Here is a 20,779-nt window from a genome sequence, read left to right on the forward strand (position 1 = left end):
GCTCTACCCCACGAAGCTATCACTCCTCTGTGACTGTCGTCACGACTGCGCGATAGCGCCGTCACGATGTGGCCGAACCCCGCCAGATCGGCGACAGGGCGGTAACAGCGGGAGCAGTCGTGCTCGGCGGATCGTTGCCGTGGGTAAGCCGCCGGTACCGGGGTCGAGTGATCCCGGGACGGCGCCGACCGAGTCACTGGGCCGGTTGCGCCGTACCATTCATAAAGTTGAAAGCAGGACAGCCTGCTCCATGAACGGACCCGCCTTGCAAGAACGCCCCTCCGCCCCCGCCTCCTGGCGCATCGCGCTGCCCCACTCCGCCGCGGCGGTGCCGGTGGCGCGCGCCCTGGTCCGTACGGCGCTGGCGGAGCTGGAGCACGGGGCCGACAGCGACACCGCGGAACTGCTCACCGCGGAACTGGTGGCGAACGCCGTGGAACACACGCCCGGCCGGTCCCCGATCGAGCTCGTGGTGGAGCTGCTGCCGACCGGCTGCCAGGTCGAGGTGCACGACCCGGACCCGGCGCCGCCCGGCGATCTCACCCGCCCGCACGGCGGACCGCCCGACCCCTGGCAGGAGCACGGGCGCGGCCTGCTGCTGATCCGCGCCCTCAGCTCGTCCTGCGGCCACCGGCCCACCGAGACGGGCAAGGCGGTGTGGTTCAGGCTGCCGGTGGTGCCGCACCAGCGGCGCCCGATGTGATCCCTCTCAGGACCCCTCAGGCGAGCGTCGCGACCAGGACCGCCTTGATGGTGTGCAGGCGGTTCTCCGCCTCGTCGAAGACGACCGAGTGCACCGACTCGAAGACCTCGTCGGTCACCTCCAGGGAGTCCAGGCCGTAGGTCTCGTGGATCTCCCGCCCGACCTTGGTGCCGAGGTCGTGGAAGGCCGGCAGGCAGTGCAGGAACCGCACGTCCGGGTTGCCGGTGGCGCGCAGGACGTCCATGGTCACGGCGTACGGCGTCAGGGCGCCGATGCGTTCGGCCCAGACCTCCTTGGGCTCACCCATGGAGACCCACACGTCGGTGGCGACGAAGTCGGCACCCAGGACACCCTCGCTCACGTCCTCGGTGAGGGTGACGCGGGCGCCGCTGCCCTCGGCGAGCTTGCGGGCGCCGGCGACGACGTCCTCGGCGGGCCAGTACTCCCGGGGGGCGACGATCCGGACGTCCATGCCGAGCAGGGCTCCGGTGACCAGGTAGGAGTTGCCCATGTTGAAGCGGGCGTCGCCGAGGTAGGCGAAGGCGATCTCCGTGAGGGGCTTGGCGCAGTGCTCGGTCATGGTGAGCACGTCGGCGAGCATCTGGGTGGGGTGCCAGTCGTCGGTGAGGCCGTTGTAGACGGGCACGCCCGCGAAGGCGGCGAGCTCCTCGACCTTGGCCTGACTGTCCCCGCGGTACTCGATCCCGTCGTACATCCGGCCGAGCACGCGCGCGGTGTCCTTCACGGACTCCTTGTGCCCGATCTGCGAGCCGGACGGGTCGAGGTAGGTCGTCGAGGCACCCTGGTCGGCGGCGGCGACCTCGAAGGCGCAGCGGGTGCGCGTCGAGGTCTTCTCGAAGATCAGCGCGATGTTCTTCCCCCGCAGGTACCGCGTCTCCGTCCCGGCCTTCTTGGCGGCCTTCAGCTCGGCGGCCAGCTCGACCAGACCGCGGAACTCCTCCCCGGAGAAGTCGAGCTCCTTGAGGAAGTGGCGGCCGGCGAGGGCGGTCGGGACTGTCGCCATGGGGGCGCTCCAGGGGTACGGGGGACAGCGTGATTTTTGGAAGTCTATACGATGGTTGGCATTTCTATTCAAGAGCCGTTTCGAGGGTGCCGCTCACACCGCGTCCCGCACCACCGGACAGCTCATACAGCGCGGCCCGCCCCTCCCCCGGCCCAGCTCGCTGCCCGGGATCTCGATCACCTCGATGCCCTGTTTGCGCAGATGCGTGTTGGTCGTGGAGTTGCGTTCATAGGCGACGACGACGCCGGGCTCGACGGCGAGGACGTTGCAGCCGTCGTCCCACTGCTCGCGCTCGGCCGCGTGCACGTCCTGGGTCGCGGTCAGCACCCGGATCTCGCTCAGCCCGAGGGCGGCGGCGATCGCGCGGTGCATGTGCTCCGGCGGATGGTCGGTGACCTTCAGCTCCTTGTCGCCGGCGCCCGGCTCGATGGTGTACGAGCGGAGCATGCCGAGCCCGGCGTACTGGGTGAAGGTGTCGCCGTCGACCATCGTCATCACGGTGTCGAGGTGCATGAAGGCGCGCGCCTTCGGCATGTCCAGCGCCACGATCGTCTGCGCGGAGCCCGCCGCGAACAGCTTGTGGGCGATCATCTCGACGGCCTGGGGCGTGGTGCGCTCGCTCATGCCGATCAGGACCGCCCCGTTGCCGATCACCAGGACGTCTCCGCCCTCGATGGTGGAGGGGTAGTCGGCCTGCCCCCGCGACCAGACGCGGAACGTTTCCTCACGGAACAGCGGATGGTGCCGGTAGATCGCCTCGAAGTGCACGGTCTCACGCTGCCGGGCCGGCCAGCGCATGGCGTTGATGGAGACACCGTCGTAGATCCAGGCGGAGGTGTCCCGGGTGAAGAGGTGGTTGGGCAGGGGAGCGAGCAGGAAGTCGTCGAGCTCCATCACATGGAACCGCACGGAGGTCGGCTCCTCGTGCGCGTCCAGGAACTCCCGCTTGGTCATCCCGCCGACGAGACCCTCGGCCAGCTCACGCGCGGGCAGGCTCTCGAAGGCGGTTCTGAGGTGGTCGGTGGCGAGCGGCCCGTACTCCTTCTCGTCGAAGATCCGGTCCAGGACGAGCGATCTCGCCTGCGGGATCTCCAGGGTCTCGGTGAGCAGGTCGCCGAAGAGGTGGACGTCCACACCGCGGTCGCGCAGCACGTCGGCGAACCCGTCGTGCTCGGCGCGCGCCCGGCGCACCCACAGCACGTCGTCGAAGAGCAGGGAGTTCTTGTTGCTGGGGGTGAGCCTCTTGAGCTCGAGATCCGGCCGGTGCAGTATGACGCGGCGCAGCCGCCCGGCCTCGGAGTCGACATGGAATCCCATGCCTCCATCCTGACCAACGGGGCGCCTCTTCACCCCCTGTCCGACGGTTTCCGGGGCAGCCCGTTTTCGTCCCATTGACGAGAATGGTCCGGGCCCGGCTGCCGGGGGCAGGCGGTGCGGATGGGGATGTGCCGGGAGCGGCTGCGGTGGGGGGCGTGACGGCGGCGGGCAGAGTGCCGAAAAGACGCTGACCGAATCCGGCGGAGCACCGTCAAGTCGTCTGTACGCTGGGGGAATTGGATCGGTTGAACGGTTCGGCGGCCGGAGAGCGGGAGACGACGTGAGCCCTGACGCGATGATCCTGCATCTCGTGGGCGCCTCGGCCCTGATCCTCGTCTTCGCCCACCTGGGCGGCTACACGGCCCGGCGGCTCGGGCAGCCCTCCATCGTCGGCCAGTTGACGGCGGGCATCGCCCTCGGCCCCTCGCTCCTCGGCAGCGTGTCGCCGACCGCCTACGAATCGCTGTTCCCCCGGGCGGTCGACCCGGCGCTCATCGGACTCGCGCAGTTCGCCCTGATGGTGTTCATGTTCGCGGCCGGGTACGAGCTGGACCTGCGCATCCTGAGCAGCCGGGCCCGTGCCTCGGTGGCCGTGGCGGCCGCGACCTTCGTCGTCCCGATGGCCGTGGGCTGCGGCTGTGCGCTGCTGTTCCGGGAGCAACTGCACTCCCTGGGCATGCCGCGGCAGCTCTCCCCCGCGATGGTGGTGTTCGCGGGTGTCGCGCTGTCGATCACCGCGGTGCCGGTGCTGACGGCGATCGTGCGGGAGAACCGGCTCGTCCACACGACGCCCGGCGTGGTGGCGGTCACCGCCGCCGGACTGCTCGACGTGGTCGGCTGGACGGTGCTGGCCGGGGCCCTGCTTCAGGCCGGCGCCGGGGAGGGGGCCCCGAGCTGGCCCTGGCGGACGGCGCTCGCCGTGGGCTTCGTCGCCCTGATGCTCCTGGTGGCCCGGCCCCTCCTGCGCAGGCTGCTCTGGAAGATCCGGATGGATCCCTCGCTCCGGCTGGCGCTGCTCATCGGATTCGCTCTCGGGTCGGCCTGGGTGACGCACTCACTCGGGCTCCACGTGGTCTTCGGAGCGCTGCTCGCGGGTGTCGTGGTGCCTCGCGAGCCGGGCGGCGAGCTCGACCCGGACCTGCTACGGCCGCTGCGCGACGTCGGCTCGCTGCTCCTGCCGTTCTTCTTCGTCGTCTCGGGGCAGTCGGTCACCCTGGGCGGCATGAACGCCGTGGGCTGGGGCGCCCTGCTCGTGGTGACCGTGCTGGCCGTCACGGTGAAGGTCGGCAGCGGCACGCCGGCGGCCCGGCTGAGCGGCCTGGACCGGGATGACGCGCGCACCGTCGGGGTCCTGATGAGCACCCGGGGTCTCACCGAGCTGATCGCGCTCGACGCAGGCCTGCAGGCGGGGCTGTTGAGCCCGCAGTTGTACACGGTGCTGGTCTTCATGGCGCTGGCCACCACGCTGTTCACACAGCCGTTGCTGGAACTGGTCCGCCGCCTGGGTCGAGGGAACCGCGGCGGTCGCATCCCGGCATCCGCCGCCCCCGCACCCGCCCGGGTGGACGTCGGCTGACATCCACCCAAGGCGGCGGCCTCACCGGCTCACAGCCGCGGGTCCACCGGCTCCGACTCCAGCGCCAGCACCCCGAACACCGCCTCGTGCACCCGCCACAGCGGCTCACCCTCGGCCAGCCGGTCCAGGGCCTCCAGACCGAGGGCGTACTCGCGGATCGCGAGGGAGCGCTTGTGGTTCAGGAAGCGCTGGCGCAGGCGGGCCAGGTTGTCGGGGCGCGTGTACTCCGGACCGTAGATGATCCGCAGGTACTCGCGGCCCCGGCACTTGATGCCGGGCTGGACCAGACGGCCCTGCTCGCTGCTGCGGACCAGCGCGCCGAGCGGCTTGACGACCATGCCCTCGCCGCCCCGGCCGGTCATCTCCAGCCACCAGTCGACACCGGCCTGGACCGACTCCGGGTCACCGGTGTCGACGTACAGGCGCCGGGTGGTCTGCAGCAGGCCGCTCGCGTCGTGCTCCACCAGCCGGTCGAGCAGGGCGAGCTGCTCGTCGTGGGGCAGCGCGGCGAGGCTGCGGCCCTGGACGGCGAGCATCTGGAACGGGGCCAGGCGGACACCGTCCAGGCCGTTGGTGGTCCAGCAGTAGCGCCGGTACGCCTCCGTGAACGCGGCCGCGTCGGAAGCCCGTTCGCGCTGGCGTGCCAGCAGGTCGGTCACCTCGACACCGCGGGCCGCCGCGCCCTCCAGCGCGGCCAGCGCACCCGGGAACACCGCTCCGGACGCGGCGCCCACCGCCGCGTACTGCGACCGCAGCAGCCCGGACGCCTTCAGCGACCACGGCATCAGCTCGGCATCGAGCAGCAGCCAGTCCGTGTCGAGGTCGTCCCAGAGGCCGGCCTCGCCGATCGCCGTCCGCAGGCGGCCGAGGATCAGCTCCGTCACCGCCTCGTCGTCGAGGAAGGGGCGGCCGGTGCGGGTGTAGAGGGAGCCCGTCGGGCCGTTCTCCACGCCGAAGCGCTTGCGCGCCGCCTCCGCGTCACGGCAGACCAGGGCGACCGCCCGCGAGCCCATGTGCTTCTCCTCGCACACGACCCGCTCGACGCCGTCCGCCTTGTACTGCGCGAACGCCTCCTCCGGGTGCTCCAGGTAGCCGTCGACACGCGAGGTGGCGGTCGGCGCCATGGTCGGCGGGAGGTACGGCAGCAGCCGGGGGTCCACCGCGAAACGGCTCATGACCTCCAGGGCCGCGGCCGCGTTCTCCTCCCGGACCGACACCCCGCCCGCGTGCCGGGTCTCGACGACACGTCGGCCGTGCACGTCCGCCAGGTCCAGTGGCCGCCCGTCCTGCCCGCCGGGTGCCTCCGCCTTCAGCGGCTTCGTCGGCTCGTACCACACCTGCTCGGCCGGTACGTCGACCAGTTCCCGCTCCGGCCAGCGCAGCGCGGTGAGCTTGCCGCCGAAGACGGCGCCGGTGTCCAGGCAGATGGTGTTGTTGAGCCAGGTGGCCTCCGGGACCGGGGTGTGGCCGTAGACGACGGCCGCCCGGCCCCGGTAGTCCTCCGCCCACGGGTAGCGCACCGGCAGGCCGAACTCGTCGGTCTCGCCGGTGGTGTCGCCGTACAGCGCGTGCGAGCGGACCCGGCCCGAGGTGCGGCCGTGGTACTTCTCCGGCAGACCGGCGTGGCAGACGACCAGGCGTCCGCCGTCGAGGACGTAGTGGCTGACGAGACCGTCGATGAACTCCCGTACCTGCTTCTTGAACTCCTCGCTCTCGCCCTCCATCTGCTCGATGGTCTCGGCGAGGCCGTGGGTGTGCTGGACCTTGCGGCCGCGCAGGTGACGCCCGTACTTGTTCTCGTGGTTGCCGGGCACGCACAGCGCGTTGCCCGACCCGACCATCGCCATCACGCGGCGCAGTACGGCGGGGCTGTCCGGGCCGCGGTCGACGAGGTCACCGACGAAGACCGCCGTACGGCCGTCCGGGTGGACACCGTCGACGTAGCCCAACTTGCCGAGCAGCGACTCCAGTTCGGCAGAGCAGCCGTGGATGTCGCCGATGATGTCGAAGGGGCCGGTGAGGTGGGTCAGGTCGTTGAAGCGCTTCTCGGTGACGACGGTGGCGTTCTCGACGTCCTCCACACCGCGCAGCACGTGCACCTTGCGGAAGCCCTCGCGTTCCAGGTGTCTGAGGGAGCGGCGGAGTTCGCGTGTGTGACGCTGGATGACCCGGCGCGGCATGTCGGCCCGGTCGCTGCGGGCCGCGTTGCGCTCGGCACACACGTCCTCCGGGACGTCGAGCACGATGGCGATGGGCAGCACGTCGTACTGCCTGGCCAGGTCGATCAGCTGACGGCGGGCGTCCTGCTGCACGCTGGTAGCGTCGACGACCGTGCGCCGGCCGGCCGCGAGGCGCTTGCCCGCGATGTAGTGCAGGACGTCGAAGGCGTCCTTGGTCGCGCTCTGGTCGTTCTCGTCGTCGGAGACGAGGCCCCGGCAGAAGTCGGAGGAGATGATCTCGGTCGGCTTGAAGTGCCGTCGGGCGAAGGTGGACTTGCCCGAGCCGGAGGCGCCGACGAGGACCACGAGGGAGAGGTCGGTGACGGGGAGGACCCGTCCCTTGGTCTGGGTCTGAGCCTGGGTCTCGGTCATGCTGCCTTCGCCTCCTTCTCGTTCACGTTCTTTATGCTGAACACGGCCATCTGGGTGGGCGGGCCCACCTCCGGGTCGTCCGGTCCGACGGGCACGAACTCCACGTCGTAGCCGTGCCGTTCGGCGACCGCACCGGCCCAGGTGCGGAACTCCTCGCGCGTCCACTCGAAACGGTGGTCGCCGTGCCGGACGTGTCCGGCCGGGAGGCTCTCCCAGCGGACGTTGTACTCGACGTTCGGCGTGGTCACGAGGACCGTGCGCGGACGGGCCGAGCCGAACACGGCGTACTCCAGGGCGGGCAGCCGCGGCAGGTCGAGGTGCTCGACGACCTCGCTGAGCACGGCCGCGTCGTAGCCCTTGAGCCGGTTGTCGGTGTAGGCGAGCGAGCCCTGCATGAGCTTCACCCGTGAGGCCTGCCGCTCACCCATCCGGTCCAGCTTCAGGCGCCGGGAGGCGATGGTGAGCGCCCGCATCGACACGTCCACGCCGACGATCTCGGTGAACCGGACGTCCTTCAGCAGCGCCTGCACCAACTGGCCCTGTCCGCAGCCCAGGTCGAGCACACGGGCGGCGCCGGACGCGTGCAGCGCGGCGACGATCGCGTCCCGGCGCTGCACGGCGAGCGGGGCCGGCTTCTCCTCGGTCTCCGCCTCGGCCTCGACCGCGTTGTCGATCTCCTCGACCTCGCTGTCGTCCGCCTCCGCGAGCCGTACCAGTTCCAGGCGCTCCATGGCCTGCCGGGTCAGCGACCAGCGGCGGGACAGATAGCGGCTGGTGATCAGCTTGTGCTCCGGGTGGTCGGGCAGCCAGCCCTCACCGACGCGCAGCAGCTTGTCGACCTCGTCGGGGGCGACCCAGTAGTGCTTGGCGTCGTCCAGGACGGGGAGCAGGACGTAGAGGTGGCGCAGGGCCTCGGCGAGGGTTCGCTCCGAGGACTCCAGGACGAGGCGTACGTAACGGGACTCGCCCCACTCCGGGAACCGGACGTCCAGCGCCACGGGCTCGACGGTGACCGCCCAGCCGAGCGGCTCGAAGAGCTTTCGTACCAGGTCGGGGCCGCCCCGGGCGGGCAGCGCGGGCACCTCGACGCGCAGCGGCAGCGGCTGCTCGGCGCGCTCGGGGCGGGCGTTGCACACGCCGCGCATCGCGCTGGAGAACACGCTGCTCAGCGCGACGGCGAGCAGCGAGGAGGCGGCGTACGGGCGGTCGTTGACGTACTGCGCGAGTGCCGCGTCGGGGGCGCCGCCCCGGCCCTTGCCCTTGCCTCGCCGGACCAGTGCCACCGCGTCCACCTCCAGCAGCAGCGCCACCGTGCAGCGCTCGGCGTCCGCCTCGGGGTAGAGGACGTGCGCCTTGCCGTAGGACGTGGAGAACGCCTGCGCGTTGTCGGGATGCTTGTGCAGCAGGAAGCCGAGGTCGGTCGCGGGGCGTTCGGGGGTGCCGGTGGTACTGATCGTCAGGAACATGCGGAGGGCCTCTCCGGCGGGTCGATGTCGTGGATGTTCTCTGGTGGCCGTGCACGCGAAAGCCCCCAGGACGGTGATCCTGGGGGCTCGGCAGGACGACTCATCCTACGATCGCACACCCCGGCCGACCGGCGCGTTCGTTTATTCGAGCCCGCTGTCGGGCCTACTCCTCCGCCTTCCAGGGCCTCACACCCAGCTGCCCCGTGGTGCCGAGGTCGAGGTGCGGGGTCACGGTCACGGGCGCAGCGCCGGGCTTCGCCACGACACGGACGTAGGGGACGTTGACCGGGGTGCCGAACTGGGTGGTGTTGCGCCACACCAGTCCGGACCGAGCGCGCTCACCGGGCTTGAGGGTCACGGGCCGGGGCGGTTCGTCCGGCCCGGCGCCGCTGGTGATCTCACCGCTGCCGTGGAGGATCTTCACGCCGTCGACCCGCTTGTGCTCCTCGTCGAGGAGGGTCAGCTCGGGATAGCCGTTGATCTTGTACGCGCCGGTCCCGCAGTTCTCCAGCCACAGCCCCACGACCCGCAGCCCCATGGCCGCGTCGCCCTCGTCGGCCGTGACGCGGATCCCGGAGGACGGGCACGCGCCCGGGTCGGCGGGAGCCTCGCCGGCGGGGACGCTGGTGACCTCGGAGACCTTCACCCGGGTCACGGCGGGTGCCGACCCCGGCAACTCCCCCATCTTGAGGTTTCCGGTCACTGTTTTGCCCGGACCGACGTCACGCACGGTCTCCCGCTGGTTCGTCACCGCCCCGCCGCCGGCCGAGAGGAAGTCGAACAGGATCGTGTACGTCAGCGCCTCGGTGCCGTCGTTGGTGACCTCGTAGGTGGCGGAGGCTCCGGAGGCAGCGCCGGGGGACGGGATGGTCATGGCGGTGATCCGGACGCCGTCCTTGCCCGGGTCGGAGACGGGGGTCTGGCCGTCGGCCCGGCCGGCACCGCCGCTCGTGCCGTTTCCGGTGTCCTGCGAACCGGCGCGTTCCGCTCCGCACCCCGCGACCAGCAGGACGGCCGCGAGGACGGGAAGTAAGGGGGTGGCTCTTCGCATCCGGCCACCTCATCAGCGCGGAACCGCTCCCACTGTGACGGAGGCCATAGTTCCGGTCACAAGCCTGTCACAGTGGGGGCGGTCCTACGACAGCCGGGTCACTACGACAGCTGCGACTGGACCTGCGCGGAGATCAGCTCCAGGTGGTCGAGGTCGTCCAGGTCGAGGATCTGGAGGTAGAAGCGCCGGGAGCCGAGCTCCGCGTACCGGCCGATCTTCTCGACGACCTCGGCGGGGGTGCCGGCCAGGCCGTTGGCCTTCAGCTCGTCGACCTCGCGGCCGATGGCGGCGGCGCGGCGGGCGACCTCCTGGTCGTCCTTGCCCACGCAGGCCACGAGCGCGTTGGAGTAGACGAGTTCGTCGCCATTGCGGCCGATCTCCTCGGCGGCCGCCCGCACCCGGCCGAACTGGCGCTCGCAGTCCTCGAGGGAACCGAAGGGCAGGTTGAACTCGTCGGCGTAGCGGGCTGCGAGCCGCGGGGTGCGGGTCGCACCGTGGCCGCCGATCAGGACCGGGATCTTCTCCTGCGCGGGCTTGGGCAGCGCGGGCGAGTCGGTGAGGTCGTAGTACGTACCGTGGAAGTCGAAGGTCTTGTCGGCCTCGGTCTTCCACAGCCCCGTGACGATCGCCAGCTGCTCTTCGAGGCGGGCGAACTTCTCCTTGGGGAACGGTATGCCGTACGCGGTGTGCTCCTCCTCGAACCAGCCCGCACCCAGGCCGAGTTCGACTCGGCCGCCGGACATCTGGTCGACCCCCGCGACCTGGATGGCGAGCACGCCGGGCAGCCGGAAGGTGGCGGCGGTCATCAGCGTGCCGAGCCGGATGCGCTTGGTCTCGCGGGCGAGGCCGGCCAGGGTGATCCAGGCGTCGGTGGAGCCGGGGAGGCCGTCCACGGAGCCCATCTTCAGGTAGTGGTCCGACCGGAAGAAGGCGTCGAAGCCGAGGTCCTCGGTGGCCTTGGCCACGGCGAGCAAGGTGTCGTAGGTGGCCCCCTGCTGGGGCTCGGTGAAGATGCGGAGATCCATGCCTTCCATCCTGCATGCCGTGTCTTCCGTCAACCTCACCGGTCCCCCTCGCCCCCGCGCTCCCCGGTCGGGTGAAAAGCGTCGACCGGCATCAGGGCGGGGTCCTGGGCCAGTGACCGGGTCCGGTGGTGATCGTTGGTCGGGCGGTGCCGGACCGCCCGGCGCTCGCGCCCGGCAGGACAGCGCCGGGGCGTGACCCGCACCGGCCTCCGCGGGGGCCAGGCCGAGGAGGCCGTTCATGTCCGAAGAGACCGTGCCACAGCAGGGCGGGGGGCCGGCGGGGCAGCCGAAGGGACTGCTCCAGCAGATGGAGGAGCTGATGGCGGCGCTGAACGCGGACCTGTCGGCGTTGGACGCGGATCTGCAGTCGGCCGGGGGACCCGGGCGGGCGCTTGCTGAAGAGGGCGAGTGAGGATCAGCCCCTCCGGCGTTTGAGGAGCGGGGGGTCCGGGGGGGCGGAGCCCCCCGTGACGGTCGGGCAACCAGCCCCAGCCTCACCGCTCCGGCAGTACCTGGTCCCGGTCCGCCAGTTTCCGCAGCATCTCCAGGACACGGTCCCTCGATTCGTCCGCCGCGTCGATCGCCTCCATGCACTGCCAGTACGTGCCCTCGTCGTCCGCCGCGCTGGCGACGCCGACGAGGGCGATGCCGACCTCGCCGAGGAGACCGCCCAGGTCGAGGAGGGCCTGGCGGGCGTCGTCGAGGGCGGTGAGCTGGGCGGCGCGTAAGTCCCCGGGATCGAGGGCCGGTGCGTCCAGCACACCGCAGCCTCTGCCCGCCAGTTCGGTCAACCCCAGCGCCTCGCCGCGCAGTTCGGGCGGGCCGGAGACCGCGAGCCGACTGCCTATCGCCTGTGCCAGGGCCTGCGCCTGCCACACCTCCGTCAAGATCTCCGGCACGGCGCCGCTGCCCGCGAGGGCGCGCCTGCTCGTGAGGATGAGCCGCACAGCTTCCATGCGCTGCCCCCGTCTGTCCCGACGCGCTTCTCGCACGTCCGCCCGAACTCCCTTGTCCACTACCCAGAGTGAAGGCGTGTGGGACGAAAAGCCAGAGGAAGACGGAAATCTGCGGACAACAAATCGGTTTCGGACCGCTTGTTGAATACGGAGCGTAATAGCGGACCGTGTGACTCCCCCGCACGGTGCCGGGGACTACGGCGCCGGGAACCTCCGCTCGTTGCGGTCGATCTTCGCGTCCAGTGCCGCCAGCGGATCGATGCCGAGCACCTCGCACAGTTGCAGCAGATAGGCGAGCACGTCCGCGACCTCGTCGGTGACGCGGTGCGCGGTGTCGGGGTCGTCCATGACGCGGGCCGACTCCTCGGGCGTCAGCCACTGGAAGATCTCGACGAGTTCGGACGCCTCCACGCTGAGCGCGGCGACGAGGTTCTTGGGGGTGTGGTACGGCTGCCAGTCGCGCGCGGCCGCGAACTCGGCCAGCCTGCGCTGCAGCTTCGCCACGTCGAGGTGTTCTGTCACGGGTCCAGGTGTACCACCGTGACGCCGTCCGCCCCGGCGGCCCAGGAGGCGTCGCTCACCGCGCCGACGAGGCGGAGGTGGCCGCGGTCGCACATCCGTGCCGCGAGCCGCAGCAGTTCGCCGCGCTGGCGTACGTCCAGGCACCGGTCGAAGCCGTCGGCAAGCACGGTGAGCGTCTGGAGGGCGGCGGGTACCTCGCCGGCCGGGTCGACCTCCAGTACGCCCGGCCCGGTCAGCAACGTCAGCGCGAGGGCGACGTAGCGCAGTTCGCCGTCGCCGAGCCGTCCGAGGGCCGTCCGCGTGCCGTCGCCCCGGTCGAGCAGCGCGTGGATCCTCCCGTCGCCCAGGGGTTCGGCGCGTACGTCGACGACCGGTCCCGTGCATCCGGCCCGTACGGCGGCGACCAGCTGGGCGTGCCGTCGGCCGCACTCGTCCCGGGTGCGCCCCAGAACGTCGGCGAGGTTGTCGCAGCCGCCGAGCAGTCGTCCGGAGCCGGTGGGGACGGGGACGCGCATGCGGCCGGGGCGTGGGTCGCAGGCGAAGACGGAGCGCAGGGCGACCACCATCTGTTCGGCGGCGGCGAGCACCCGGCGCTGTCCGCCCGTGCGGCCGGCCACGCGCAACGGCAGGAGCGCGGTGCCGAGCCGGTCGTCGGGCAGGGCCGCCCGGGTGACCGGCGACGATCCGCCCGTGTGCCAGGCGGCCTGGACGGCACGTCGGCTCGGGTCGCGCAGGGCGGTCTCCAGCAGCACCAGCCCGTCGGCCGTCAACCGCTCGCCCGCGACGCGCAGGTGGGGCTCGGCCTGCACGGCCACGTCCAGCCGGACCGGCCCCTCGGGACCGTCGGCCGTACACCCGATCCGGAACCCGCGCCGACGCTGCCCGTCGGGCCGGGCCCGGTCCGGCACACACGCGCCGGGATCCGGGAACGCCTCCCCGACCGCGGCCCCACCACCGAGCCGGGCCAGCGCCGCGAAAGCCCGCAGCGCACTCGTCTTGCCGCTGCCGCTCGGCCCGGCGAAGAGCGTGAGCGGCCCGAGCGGAAACCCGGCCCGCCGGTGCCCTGCGAAGGCGGAGAGTCTCAGCTCGGTGAGGTGGGGGCGGTCGGGGCGCCTCTCGGGCGCGGCGGGGAGCGCCGAGGGCGCCAGGGAACGGGGTGAGGGAATGGACGGCGGAGCCATGTCCGGACCGTAGGGGCTCCGCCACGGAGCGAACCGTTCCGCCCGCGCGCCGTTCCTACGAACGGGCTAACACACCGGTTGCCGCGGTGGCCCGGTAACCGGCGTGTTTGCCCGGCGGCGGAGGTCGCGCGCGTGGAGGGGCGGCGTGGGGATGCCCGGTGACCGGGCAGCCCCGCACGCGCGCCCCCGCCGCCGGGCGACCGCGCCGAAGGCCGGGACGGACCTCTCCGTTCTGCCCGCTCGCGCCCCGCGGCAGAGCGACCCGGCGCGGCCCTCGAATCCGCGGCACGCGTCGACGGGCCGGCTCACACCCCCGGCATCCCCGCCCCCTCCATCAGCCCGCTGACCTCGGTCCCCGGTGGTGTCAGCAGGAACACGTTGCGGTCGACGCGATGCATGCCGCTGGCCAGGCCGAAGACCACGCCTGTGCTGAAGTCGAGGACGCGTTTGGCGACCTCGGTTTCCGCGCTGGTGAGGTCGAGGAGGACCGGGATGCCGGCCATGAGGGTCTCGGCGACCTCGCGGGCGTCGGCGAAGACGTTGACACGGAGGACGACGAAGCGGCGGCGGGTCTCCGTCACCGCGTCCGGGAGGGCGCGATGGCCGACGGCGGACGGCCAGGCGTCCCGGCCCCGCAACGGCACGACCTGGGCGAGCCCTTCCCACTGCTCATCGGTGACGTCGTAGCGGTTCACCGGCTCCCCCCGAACTGACTCGCCTTCAATACCTGCACCAGCCAATTCTTACGCCAAGTCACCCGTTCGGCCCAACAGCGACACGGTGCGCGACCGTCACAGGGGTCGCATCATGCCACGCCTTACCGCCCTCACACCGGACTCTTCACCTCCGGTGGCAGGCCGCTCACCAGCCGCGATTACCGTCCGGTGGCGTGCAGTTGGCAGAGAAACGGGCGCGGACGCAGCCGGTGACGCCCGCCCGACGGATCCGGCCGATGCCGTCCGTCGTCCTGGAGGAACCGGCCCCCGCGCAGTGGCACCGCGTCCTGACCCTGCTCGCCGACGTCAGTCTGTTCGTCGGGACGCGTTCGGTGTGGACGCAGGCGGCCACCCACCGCCTCCCCGTGGCCGCGGTCATCTCCGTCTGCTACGCCTCGATCCTGGTGTGCGGGGTGCTCACGCTGGTGGTCCGCGGCTCCCGTTCCCTGGCGCGCCTGGACCTGTGCGTGCTGATGACGGCCATGACGCTCACACTGTGCGCGTGGATCATGCTCCACAGCGGCGGTGACGAGGCGGACCTCACCACCCAGGCGGCCAGGGAACTGGTCGCGGGCCACGCCGTCTACGGGCAGCCGTGGCCCTGGCTGTTCGACCACGGCGTCGCGCTCACCCCGACGGTGTCCGGCGGCTACGACTTCACGTACGGCTATCCCCCGCTGGCCCTCCTGCTGACCGCGCCGCTGTTGTGGCTGGGGCACGGCGGCGCCCCGGCGACCGCGCTGAGCACCGGCGCGCTCCTCACCGGCACGGTGGTGCTGTGGCGGATGCTGCCGGTGCCGTGGCGGTCGGCGGCGACCATGGCGTGCCTGGGCTTCGCCTTCCTGCCCTCGTACGGCCGTCTCGGCTATCCGGCGATCCTGGCGATGGCGCTGCTGGTGCCGGTCGTGGTGCGGTGGCCGCGGATCGGGCGGGGCGGGCGGCTCGGCGCGGCGGGCGTCGCGCGGGCGGCGTGTCTGGGGGCGGCGTGCGCGGCGCAGCAACTCCCCTGGTTCCTGGCGCCGTTCCTGCTGGCCGGGATCTACGCGGTGCGGCGCGGTGAGCTGGGACGGCGGGCGGGCGGGCTGGTGGTGCTGCGGGTCGTCGGGGTCGCCGTCACCGTATGGCTGCTGATCAACGCGTACTTCTTCGTGCACGAGCCGCGGACCTGGCTGGAGGGGATCGCGCTGCCGCTGACGCAGGGCGCGGTGCTGCACGGCCAGGGCCTGGTCGGGGTGTCCCTCTACCTGACGAACGGAGGGGACCGGCTCGACTGGTACTCCCACGCGAGCATGCTGCTGGCGGCGGGGCTGCTGGCGCTGTTCGTACTGTTCCTCCGGCGGCTCGGGCCCGCGGCGACCGTGCTGCCCTGGTGCGCGTTCTATCTGGCGACGCGGTCGCAGGACGGCTACTACCTGATGATGACGCCGCTGTGGCTGGCGGCCGCGGTCACCGCGCCGCCGGAGGAGTTCGCCGGCGCGTGGCAGCCGCGCCCGCGGCTCCTGTCGGGTCCGCGCCGCCGCCCGGCCCGGCTGGCAGCGGCGCTGCTCGTCCTGTGCCCGGCGCTGGTGAGCGCGGGGATCGCGGTGACGGGGTCGCCGCCGCTGCGGATGCAGGTCGTGGCGGTGCGCCGGGCCGGGCCGGGCGTCTCCCGGCTGGCGCTCCAGGTCACCAACACGTCAGGGCGTGCGCTCGCACCGCACTTCACCCTCACCACCGGGCAGGGCATGGACCCGTACTGGTCGATCACCAGGGGCCCGGCCACGCTTCCCGCCCACACGACGGCACGCTATGAACTGCGGCCGCCCTCGGGGAGGTTCGGCCTGCCCCGCTCGGGCGTGCGGATCCGGTTGCGCGCCTTCACGGCCGACCCGCAGACGTTGTCGAGCACGGACGCGCGCGCCGCCCTGGAACCGTCGGGGTGACGGCGCGTCAGGCCGGGACACGGGTGAAGCGGAGCCTGGTGGTGACCGCGGTCAGGCCCTTGATCATGCCGAGCTGGTTCCAGCCGAGGCCGAACTGCGCGCGGTCGACGGTGAGTTCCGCCTCCAGCGTGAGCGCGTCGGCGTCCGCCTGCGCCAGGCGGGCGACGAGGGTCTGCGGCCGGCTGATGCCGCGCACGGTCAGCTGACCGACGACCTGCACGGTGGAGTCCTGGCGGAGTTCGGCGCTGCGGACCGCGAAGGTGATCTCGGGGTGGTGGTCGGTGTCGAAGAAGTCCGCGGAGCGCAGGTGCGTGTCGCGCTTGGCGTTCTTGGTGTCGAGGGAGGAGGCGTCCAGGGTCAGGGTGCCGACGGCGGACCCGTCGGACCGGACCTCGCCCTGGCCGGCGACGCCGGTGAAGGTGCCCTTCACGGTGACCAGGCCCCACATCGTCTTGTGCTGGAGGGCGACGGTGGAGGCGCTCGCGTCGAGCTGCCACAGGCCGGTTTCCACGGCGACGGTCATGATCCTTCTCCTGCCGGAGTAGTTCAAATTTGGATGATGAAGATGAGGGACAGGCTAGCCAGTTATCCAAATCTGAACAACCCCTGTCATGCAAATTTGGACAACGGATAGACTCGAAGGCATGGCAGACCCCGATGAGCACCCCGCCGACCTGCCCGAATGCCCCACCGCAGAGGGCCGCGGACTGCTGCCGCCCGAGCTGCGCGCCTGGATGCTCATGCTGGCCATGACCGGGGCGGTGGAGCAGCGGCTGGGCTCCGCCGTGAAGGAGAGGCTGGACGTCTCGCACGACGAGTTCCTGATCCTCTGCCTGCTGGCGGAGCAGCCCGCGGACAGCCACAGCCTGCGCATGACCCGCATCGCGGAGCTCCTGGGCCGCCCCAAGACCCGGCTCACCTACCAGATCGCCTGCCTCCAGCACGCCGGCCTCGTCACCCGCAGGTCGGTGTGCGGCGACAAGCGCGGCGTCGAGGTCACCCTCACCGCCAAGGCCCGGCTCCTGCTGGAGGAGGTCTCGGGCCCCCTCGCCGAGACGGTCACCAAAGCACTGGAGAAGTTCACGGGACCGGCCCAGCGGGAGGCGGTGTCGGCGCTGCTGCCGGACCCCGCGGCGGACTGCGCGGCGCCCGCACCGCCCGTACCGGAACGCTGATTTCCGGCCGCGATCTCCGACAGCCGCAGGCGGTTCCCCGTTCCTGGCCACGGCCCACCCGAACGCCCCGGCCGGCGCCTACGCCACGGCCCCGAACGCCCGCTCCACACCCCCGACCCGCACGGCCCACACCCTGGCCCTCGCAGGAGCGGGGCTGGCGGGAGCGGCGGCGGTGGCGGGGGCGGGCCGGGTGGTGCGGCGGCGGTTGCGGGGCTGAGCGCGGCGGACGGCCCGCCGGGCCCACCGCGGTGGGAGTGAGCGGGCCGCTCTCGCCCGCCCGGGCACAGCACCGCACGGGGCCGTGAGCCGACTGCGGGGCATCTGTGGCCGGTCGCGCAGCCTCCCCGCGCCCCTGGCGGGGCGCGGGGAGGCTGCATTCAGAGCCTTGCCCGCGTCGCCTCCAGCGGCGCGTCACCGCCATAGGACAGGCAGAGGCACGGCGAGTCCGGCCCCATGCGGCAGGCGTGAACGGTCGTGCGGGCTCACCCGCGTGCGGTGGGCGTGCCGACGTAGAGCCGGGCGGCGTGTGGCGTGTGGTCAGGCGGCGGCCATCGCCTTCTGTGTGGGATGGGCGGCGGGGGCCTGGGCCGGGTGGTGGTTCTCGGCCTCCGTCAGGAGGTGTGTCAGGGTGGCCCGGGCGCGGGCCACGCGGGAGCGGACCGTGCCGATGGGGCAGCCGCCCGCCTCGGCCGCCTCCGCGTAGGGCACGCCCAGGAGCTGGGTCATGACGAACGCCTCGCGGCGCTCCTCGGGCAACGCGGCGAGCAGGTCGAGCAGGACGACCCCGTCGTCGAAGCCCGGCAGGCCGCACGGCTGGGCCCGCTCGACGGCCGCCTGCCAGTCCGGGACGTCGGCCGGGCGGGGCCGGGCGGACGCGTACCGGTAGCTGTCGATCACCGCCCGGCGGGCGATGGACAGCAGCCAGGAGCGGGCCGAGGAACGGCCCTCGAAGCGGTGCAGGCTGCCCAGTGCCCGCAGGAACGTGTCCTGGGCCAGGTCGTCCACCGCCTCGGGGTCGGCACAGAGGTGGGCGACGTAGCGCAGGACGTCGCGGTGCAGCGCCCGCACGAAGTGCTCACCGGCGATGCGGTCACCGCCGCGGGCGGCAAGGGCCCAGGCGGTTATGGAGGCGTCACGGGACCTGGCCTCATCCATCTCACCCGGCTCGGCCTTCTCGGCGTTCTCTCGGGCGGTCGGCGGGACGGTAGCGATCACCTGGGGTCCCTCTCGGGTCGTCCCGGGTGCGGACCGGCCGGTGTGAAGGCACGGCGGTCCGCTGTCCGGTGGGTGGGGAGAGAGCCGTACGACGTCCTTGGTGGGCGTACGGCCGAGACCCGAGGCGCACAGGGGCGGCCTCGGGTTGCGGGCTGTCGTCAGACGGCGACAGCGGTCCCCACCGGGGGACCCCGGGAGATGATCGAGTGGACGAGGAGGAGAAGCCGCGGGGCGTGCGCGCGGCGGCGCCGCCGGAGCAGCGGGCGCGGCCGGTGCGGAGCCACGGGCAGCGCGAGCAGCAGCCGTAGCGGCGCGGCGAGCCATCCGGCGGCCGCCCGCAGAATGCGGAACGCGGCCCGCTCCCCGTACGCCAGCCACAGACCGCACAGCAGCGCGGCCAGGAGGTGGGCGCCGAGCATGCCGAGGGACGAGGAGCCCTCACTCATGCCCGGGTCCATGGAGCCCATGTGGTCCGTGTGGTCCATGTGCCCCATGGACCACATGTCCGCGTGCCCCATGTGCGCCATGTCCAGGGAGTCCGTGGTCATCGCGCCCATGACATGGCGTACGGCACCCGTGTCGGACTGCGCCAGCGAGAACCCCGTGTGCAGTGCCGTCTGGGCGGCGACCACGACCGACACGATCAGCGCCGGCCCGCGTTCCCGCCCGGCCAGGGCCCAGCCCACGGCACCGGTCGCGCCGAACCCGGCCGCCAGTGTCCACCAGGGCACATGGACGCCGGACATCATGACGTGTCCCAGGGCGGCGAGCAGCACACAGACGGCCGCGAACACCGCGGCCCGTACTGTGCGAGCGCCCCACCCTGTCGTCATGGCGCCTCATCCTCGCATCCGGGCGTCGATTGTCGTGCCTGGGTACGGAATTCACGCCCGCCGTACTCAGCGTGAGGTCATGCGTCGGGGATGCCGGGGCCGCTGAGGGCGGGGACGGTCTGCTCGGGGCGGTCTTCAAACTCTGCGTCGCTGCGGCTCGCGGGCCACTGGCTTGGTCACGAAAAACCTCGGCGGATCGGCACGTCGGACGGCTACGACGGACAGGGGCGAAGGGCGCGTCCATTCTGACACGGCCGCTCCGCCCGGACGGGGCCCGCGGGCGCGCTCAGCGGTAGGTGAGCAGCCCGCGTCGGTCGCCGGTGAAGTGGGCGTGATCGTTGAAGGTCAGCAGGCTGGTGCCGGAGCCGCCCACGGCGAGGGTGGTGACGGAGGCGTTGACGGTGACCCGGTTGAGGGCGACGACCCCGGCGGGCGGCACGGACAGCAGGGCACCGCAGAGCGCGGCGAGGACCCCGCCCGAGGTGACGACCACGGCGTCACGGCCCTGCCCGAGCGCGCCGGACAACTCGGCGAGCGCCGCACCCGCACCGCCCACGAAGGCGGACCAGCCGTCGGCGCCGGACACGCCGTCCGGATCCTCGATCCACGCCCGCAGCGCCCGGTCCAGCAACACTTGCACGGCACGTGAATCCGCCGCCCCCTCCGGCTGCGGCTCCGCGTAGCGGGCCATCAGGGCCAGGTGGTCGTACTCGTTCCAGCGCGCGTCCTGCCACGCGGGCTGCTCGAATCCGGCGGCCTTCGCCAGAAGCTCGGCCGTGTCCCGCTGACGGAGCAGCGTCCCGGAGACGAGCCGCGGGTCCCGCAGCCCGCGCCGCGCGAGCTCCCGCCCCACGGCCGTGGCCTGTTCACGGCCCAGCTCCGACAGGACGTCGTAGTCCTGCGCGGCGAAGGACGCCTGGCCATGGCGGACGAGACAGATCAGTGGCATCGGTGCTCCCTCGTGAGGCACCCAACGTATCCCGACACGCCATCTGACTTAAACCATTCATTCTCTTGAATCATTCGTGTTTGAGGAGGTAGGTTCCATTGTCATGACTGCACCCCAGCCTCCGACCACCGCCGAGGAGCTGCGTGGTGCCGGGTTGCGGGTGACCGCGGCCCGGGTCGCGCTGCTGGAGACCGTCCGGGCCGGTGATCACCTCGGTGTCGAGGCGGTCGCCGCCGGTGTGCGCGATCGCGTGGGCCACATCTCCCTGCAAGCCGTGTACGAGGCGCTGCACGCGCTCACCACGGCGGGACTAGTGCGCCGCATAGAACCCCCCGGCAGCCCGGCCCTCTTCGAGGGACGTGTCGGGGACAACCACCACCACCTCGTGTGCCGGTCGTGCGGTTCCGTCGCCGACGTCGACTGCGCGGTCGGCCACGCGCCCTGCCTGACCGCCTCGGACGACCGCGGTTTCTCGATCGACGAGGCCGAGGTCATCTACTGGGGCCTGTGCCCCGCCTGTTCCACCGCCCGCAGTTCCTGAGCACCGTGATCGACCC

Annotated in this window: 20 protein-coding genes; 6 read left to right on the forward strand and 14 right to left on the reverse strand. The window is 72.1% G+C overall.

Features of this window, described 5'->3' with window-relative positions; genetic code table 11:
• Window positions 1-250 precede the first annotated feature (250 nt).
• Window positions 251-703 carry an ATP-binding protein gene (locus ACFYWX_RS29000; RefSeq protein WP_389427061.1) on the forward strand — a complete coding sequence of 151 codons (453 nt, stop codon included), beginning with the start codon at window positions 251-253 and terminating at the stop codon, window positions 701-703.
• Window positions 704-719: 16 nt separating this feature from the next.
• Here the strand turns inward: ACFYWX_RS29000 and argF are convergent, their stop codons facing one another.
• Together argF and ACFYWX_RS29010 are read right to left on the reverse strand one after the other, a co-directional pair.
• Entirely contained in the window at window positions 720-1,727 is a 1,008-nt protein-coding gene (argF, locus tag ACFYWX_RS29005; protein WP_389427062.1) for an ornithine carbamoyltransferase, read from the reverse strand.
• 93 nt (window positions 1,728-1,820) lie between these two features.
• The gene (locus ACFYWX_RS29010) at window positions 1,821-3,044 is read right to left on the reverse strand and encodes an arginine deiminase (RefSeq protein ID WP_389427063.1); all 1,224 of its coding nucleotides are present in this window, start codon (window positions 3,042-3,044) and stop codon (window positions 1,821-1,823) included.
• A gap of 280 nt (window positions 3,045-3,324) precedes the next feature.
• Between ACFYWX_RS29010 and ACFYWX_RS29015 the strand changes: the two genes are divergently transcribed.
• Complete coding sequence (locus ACFYWX_RS29015) at window positions 3,325-4,620, forward strand: cation:proton antiporter (RefSeq protein WP_389427064.1); 1,296 nt, start codon at window positions 3,325-3,327, stop codon at window positions 4,618-4,620.
• A 29-nt stretch (window positions 4,621-4,649) separates the two neighbouring features.
• On the opposite strand, the gene ACFYWX_RS29020 is transcribed toward ACFYWX_RS29015, so the two are convergent.
• The 4 genes from ACFYWX_RS29020 to ACFYWX_RS29035 all read right to left on the reverse strand — a co-directional run bounded on the left by ACFYWX_RS29020 (window position 4,650) and on the right by ACFYWX_RS29035 (window position 10,753).
• Window positions 4,650-7,211 carry a polynucleotide kinase-phosphatase gene (locus tag ACFYWX_RS29020; protein ID WP_389427065.1) on the reverse strand — a complete coding sequence of 854 codons (2,562 nt, stop codon included), beginning with the start codon at window positions 7,209-7,211 and terminating at the stop codon, window positions 4,650-4,652.
• Window positions 7,208-8,677, reverse strand: a complete 1,470-nt coding sequence (locus ACFYWX_RS29025; RefSeq protein ID WP_389427066.1) for a 3' terminal RNA ribose 2'-O-methyltransferase Hen1 — start codon at window positions 8,675-8,677, stop codon at window positions 7,208-7,210. Before ACFYWX_RS29025 ends, ACFYWX_RS29020 begins: the two co-directional genes overlap by 4 nt.
• A gap of 163 nt (window positions 8,678-8,840) precedes the next feature.
• Window positions 8,841-9,728 (reverse strand): DUF4232 domain-containing protein, encoded by an 888-nt coding sequence (locus ACFYWX_RS29030; protein ID WP_389427067.1) that lies wholly within the window; start codon window positions 9,726-9,728, stop codon window positions 8,841-8,843.
• Between the two features lie 101 nt (window positions 9,729-9,829).
• A complete protein-coding gene (locus ACFYWX_RS29035) occupies window positions 9,830-10,753 on the reverse strand; it encodes an LLM class F420-dependent oxidoreductase (RefSeq protein WP_389427068.1) in 924 nt (307 codons plus the stop codon).
• 238 nt (window positions 10,754-10,991) lie between these two features.
• On the opposite strand from ACFYWX_RS29035, the gene ACFYWX_RS29040 reads away from it, so the two are divergent.
• Entirely contained in the window at window positions 10,992-11,165 is a 174-nt protein-coding gene (locus tag ACFYWX_RS29040; protein WP_389427069.1) for a hypothetical protein, read from the forward strand.
• A gap of 82 nt (window positions 11,166-11,247) precedes the next feature.
• On the opposite strand, the gene ACFYWX_RS29045 is transcribed toward ACFYWX_RS29040, so the two are convergent.
• From ACFYWX_RS29045 to ACFYWX_RS29060, 4 genes are all read right to left on the reverse strand, one after another.
• Window positions 11,248-11,709, reverse strand: a complete 462-nt coding sequence (locus ACFYWX_RS29045; RefSeq protein ID WP_389427070.1) for a DUF6099 family protein — start codon at window positions 11,707-11,709, stop codon at window positions 11,248-11,250.
• A gap of 195 nt (window positions 11,710-11,904) precedes the next feature.
• A complete protein-coding gene (locus ACFYWX_RS29050; RefSeq protein ID WP_389427071.1) occupies window positions 11,905-12,231 on the reverse strand; it encodes a nucleotide pyrophosphohydrolase in 327 nt (108 codons plus the stop codon).
• Complete coding sequence (locus ACFYWX_RS29055; protein WP_389427072.1) at window positions 12,228-13,412, reverse strand: ATP-binding protein; 1,185 nt, start codon at window positions 13,410-13,412, stop codon at window positions 12,228-12,230. The genes ACFYWX_RS29050 and ACFYWX_RS29055 overlap by 4 nt, the downstream gene beginning before the upstream one ends.
• 305 nt (window positions 13,413-13,717) lie before the next feature.
• On the reverse strand, window positions 13,718-14,107 hold the full coding sequence (locus ACFYWX_RS29060; protein ID WP_389427073.1) for a cell division protein SepF: 390 nt from the start codon (window positions 14,105-14,107) through the stop codon (window positions 13,718-13,720).
• 257 nt (window positions 14,108-14,364) lie between these two features.
• Here ACFYWX_RS29060 and ACFYWX_RS29065 point away from each other — a divergent pair, with 257 nt between their 5' ends.
• Complete coding sequence (locus tag ACFYWX_RS29065; RefSeq protein WP_389427168.1) at window positions 14,365-16,050, forward strand: hypothetical protein; 1,686 nt, start codon at window positions 14,365-14,367, stop codon at window positions 16,048-16,050.
• A gap of 7 nt (window positions 16,051-16,057) precedes the next feature.
• On the opposite strand, the gene ACFYWX_RS29070 is transcribed toward ACFYWX_RS29065, so the two are convergent.
• Entirely contained in the window at window positions 16,058-16,573 is a 516-nt protein-coding gene (locus tag ACFYWX_RS29070; protein ID WP_389427074.1) for a YceI family protein, read from the reverse strand.
• A 121-nt stretch (window positions 16,574-16,694) separates the two neighbouring features.
• On the opposite strand from ACFYWX_RS29070, the gene ACFYWX_RS29075 reads away from it, so the two are divergent.
• Window positions 16,695-17,225 carry a MarR family winged helix-turn-helix transcriptional regulator gene (locus ACFYWX_RS29075; RefSeq protein WP_389427075.1) on the forward strand — a complete coding sequence of 177 codons (531 nt, stop codon included), beginning with the start codon at window positions 16,695-16,697 and terminating at the stop codon, window positions 17,223-17,225.
• A 537-nt stretch (window positions 17,226-17,762) separates the two neighbouring features.
• Here the strand turns inward: ACFYWX_RS29075 and ACFYWX_RS29080 are convergent.
• From ACFYWX_RS29080 to ACFYWX_RS29090, 3 genes are all read right to left on the reverse strand, one after another.
• Window positions 17,763-18,380, reverse strand: coding sequence for a sigma-70 family RNA polymerase sigma factor (locus tag ACFYWX_RS29080; RefSeq protein WP_389427169.1), 618 nt, complete (start codon window positions 18,378-18,380; stop codon window positions 17,763-17,765).
• Window positions 18,381-18,598: 218 nt separating this feature from the next.
• On the reverse strand, window positions 18,599-19,273 hold the full coding sequence (locus ACFYWX_RS29085) for a hypothetical protein (protein ID WP_389427076.1): 675 nt from the start codon (window positions 19,271-19,273) through the stop codon (window positions 18,599-18,601).
• 286 nt (window positions 19,274-19,559) lie between these two features.
• Window positions 19,560-20,222, reverse strand: a complete 663-nt coding sequence (locus tag ACFYWX_RS29090) for a histidine phosphatase family protein (RefSeq protein ID WP_389427077.1) — start codon at window positions 20,220-20,222, stop codon at window positions 19,560-19,562.
• A 103-nt stretch (window positions 20,223-20,325) separates the two neighbouring features.
• Between ACFYWX_RS29090 and ACFYWX_RS29095 the strand changes: the two genes are divergently transcribed.
• Window positions 20,326-20,763 carry a Fur family transcriptional regulator gene (locus ACFYWX_RS29095; protein WP_389427078.1) on the forward strand — a complete coding sequence of 146 codons (438 nt, stop codon included), beginning with the start codon at window positions 20,326-20,328 and terminating at the stop codon, window positions 20,761-20,763.
• Window positions 20,764-20,779: the final 16 nt, after the last annotated feature.

It is taken from the genome of Streptomyces sp. NPDC002888, from assembly GCF_042888465.1.
In the GTDB taxonomy this organism is placed as follows: domain Bacteria; phylum Actinomycetota; class Actinomycetes; order Streptomycetales; family Streptomycetaceae; genus Streptomyces.

Coding starts and splice junctions, on each gene's coding strand:
- ACFYWX_RS29000 (WP_389427061.1), top strand. CDS start 251: ATGAACGGACCCGCCTTGCAAGAACGCCCCTCCGCCCCCGCCTCCTGG.
- argF (WP_389427062.1), bottom strand. CDS start 1,727: ATGGCGACAGTCCCGACCGCCCTCGCCGGCCGCCACTTCCTCAAGGAG.
- ACFYWX_RS29010 (WP_389427063.1), bottom strand. CDS start 3,044: ATGGGATTCCATGTCGACTCCGAGGCCGGGCGGCTGCGCCGCGTCATA.
- ACFYWX_RS29020 (WP_389427065.1), bottom strand. CDS start 7,211: ATGACCGAGACCCAGGCTCAGACCCAGACCAAGGGACGGGTCCTCCCC.
- ACFYWX_RS29025 (WP_389427066.1), bottom strand. CDS start 8,677: ATGTTCCTGACGATCAGTACCACCGGCACCCCCGAACGCCCCGCGACC.
- ACFYWX_RS29030 (WP_389427067.1), bottom strand. CDS start 9,728: ATGCGAAGAGCCACCCCCTTACTTCCCGTCCTCGCGGCCGTCCTGCTG.
- ACFYWX_RS29035 (WP_389427068.1), bottom strand. CDS start 10,753: ATGGATCTCCGCATCTTCACCGAGCCCCAGCAGGGGGCCACCTACGAC.
- ACFYWX_RS29040 (WP_389427069.1), top strand. CDS start 10,992: ATGTCCGAAGAGACCGTGCCACAGCAGGGCGGGGGGCCGGCGGGGCAG.
- ACFYWX_RS29045 (WP_389427070.1), bottom strand. CDS start 11,709: ATGGAAGCTGTGCGGCTCATCCTCACGAGCAGGCGCGCCCTCGCGGGC.
- ACFYWX_RS29055 (WP_389427072.1), bottom strand. CDS start 13,412: ATGGCTCCGCCGTCCATTCCCTCACCCCGTTCCCTGGCGCCCTCGGCG.
- ACFYWX_RS29065 (WP_389427168.1), top strand. CDS start 14,365: ATGCCGTCCGTCGTCCTGGAGGAACCGGCCCCCGCGCAGTGGCACCGC.
- ACFYWX_RS29070 (WP_389427074.1), bottom strand. CDS start 16,573: ATGACCGTCGCCGTGGAAACCGGCCTGTGGCAGCTCGACGCGAGCGCC.
- ACFYWX_RS29075 (WP_389427075.1), top strand. CDS start 16,695: ATGGCAGACCCCGATGAGCACCCCGCCGACCTGCCCGAATGCCCCACC.
- ACFYWX_RS29080 (WP_389427169.1), bottom strand. CDS start 18,380: ATGGATGAGGCCAGGTCCCGTGACGCCTCCATAACCGCCTGGGCCCTT.
- ACFYWX_RS29085 (WP_389427076.1), bottom strand. CDS start 19,273: ATGACGACAGGGTGGGGCGCTCGCACAGTACGGGCCGCGGTGTTCGCG.
- ACFYWX_RS29090 (WP_389427077.1), bottom strand. CDS start 20,222: ATGCCACTGATCTGTCTCGTCCGCCATGGCCAGGCGTCCTTCGCCGCG.
- ACFYWX_RS29095 (WP_389427078.1), top strand. CDS start 20,326: ATGACTGCACCCCAGCCTCCGACCACCGCCGAGGAGCTGCGTGGTGCC.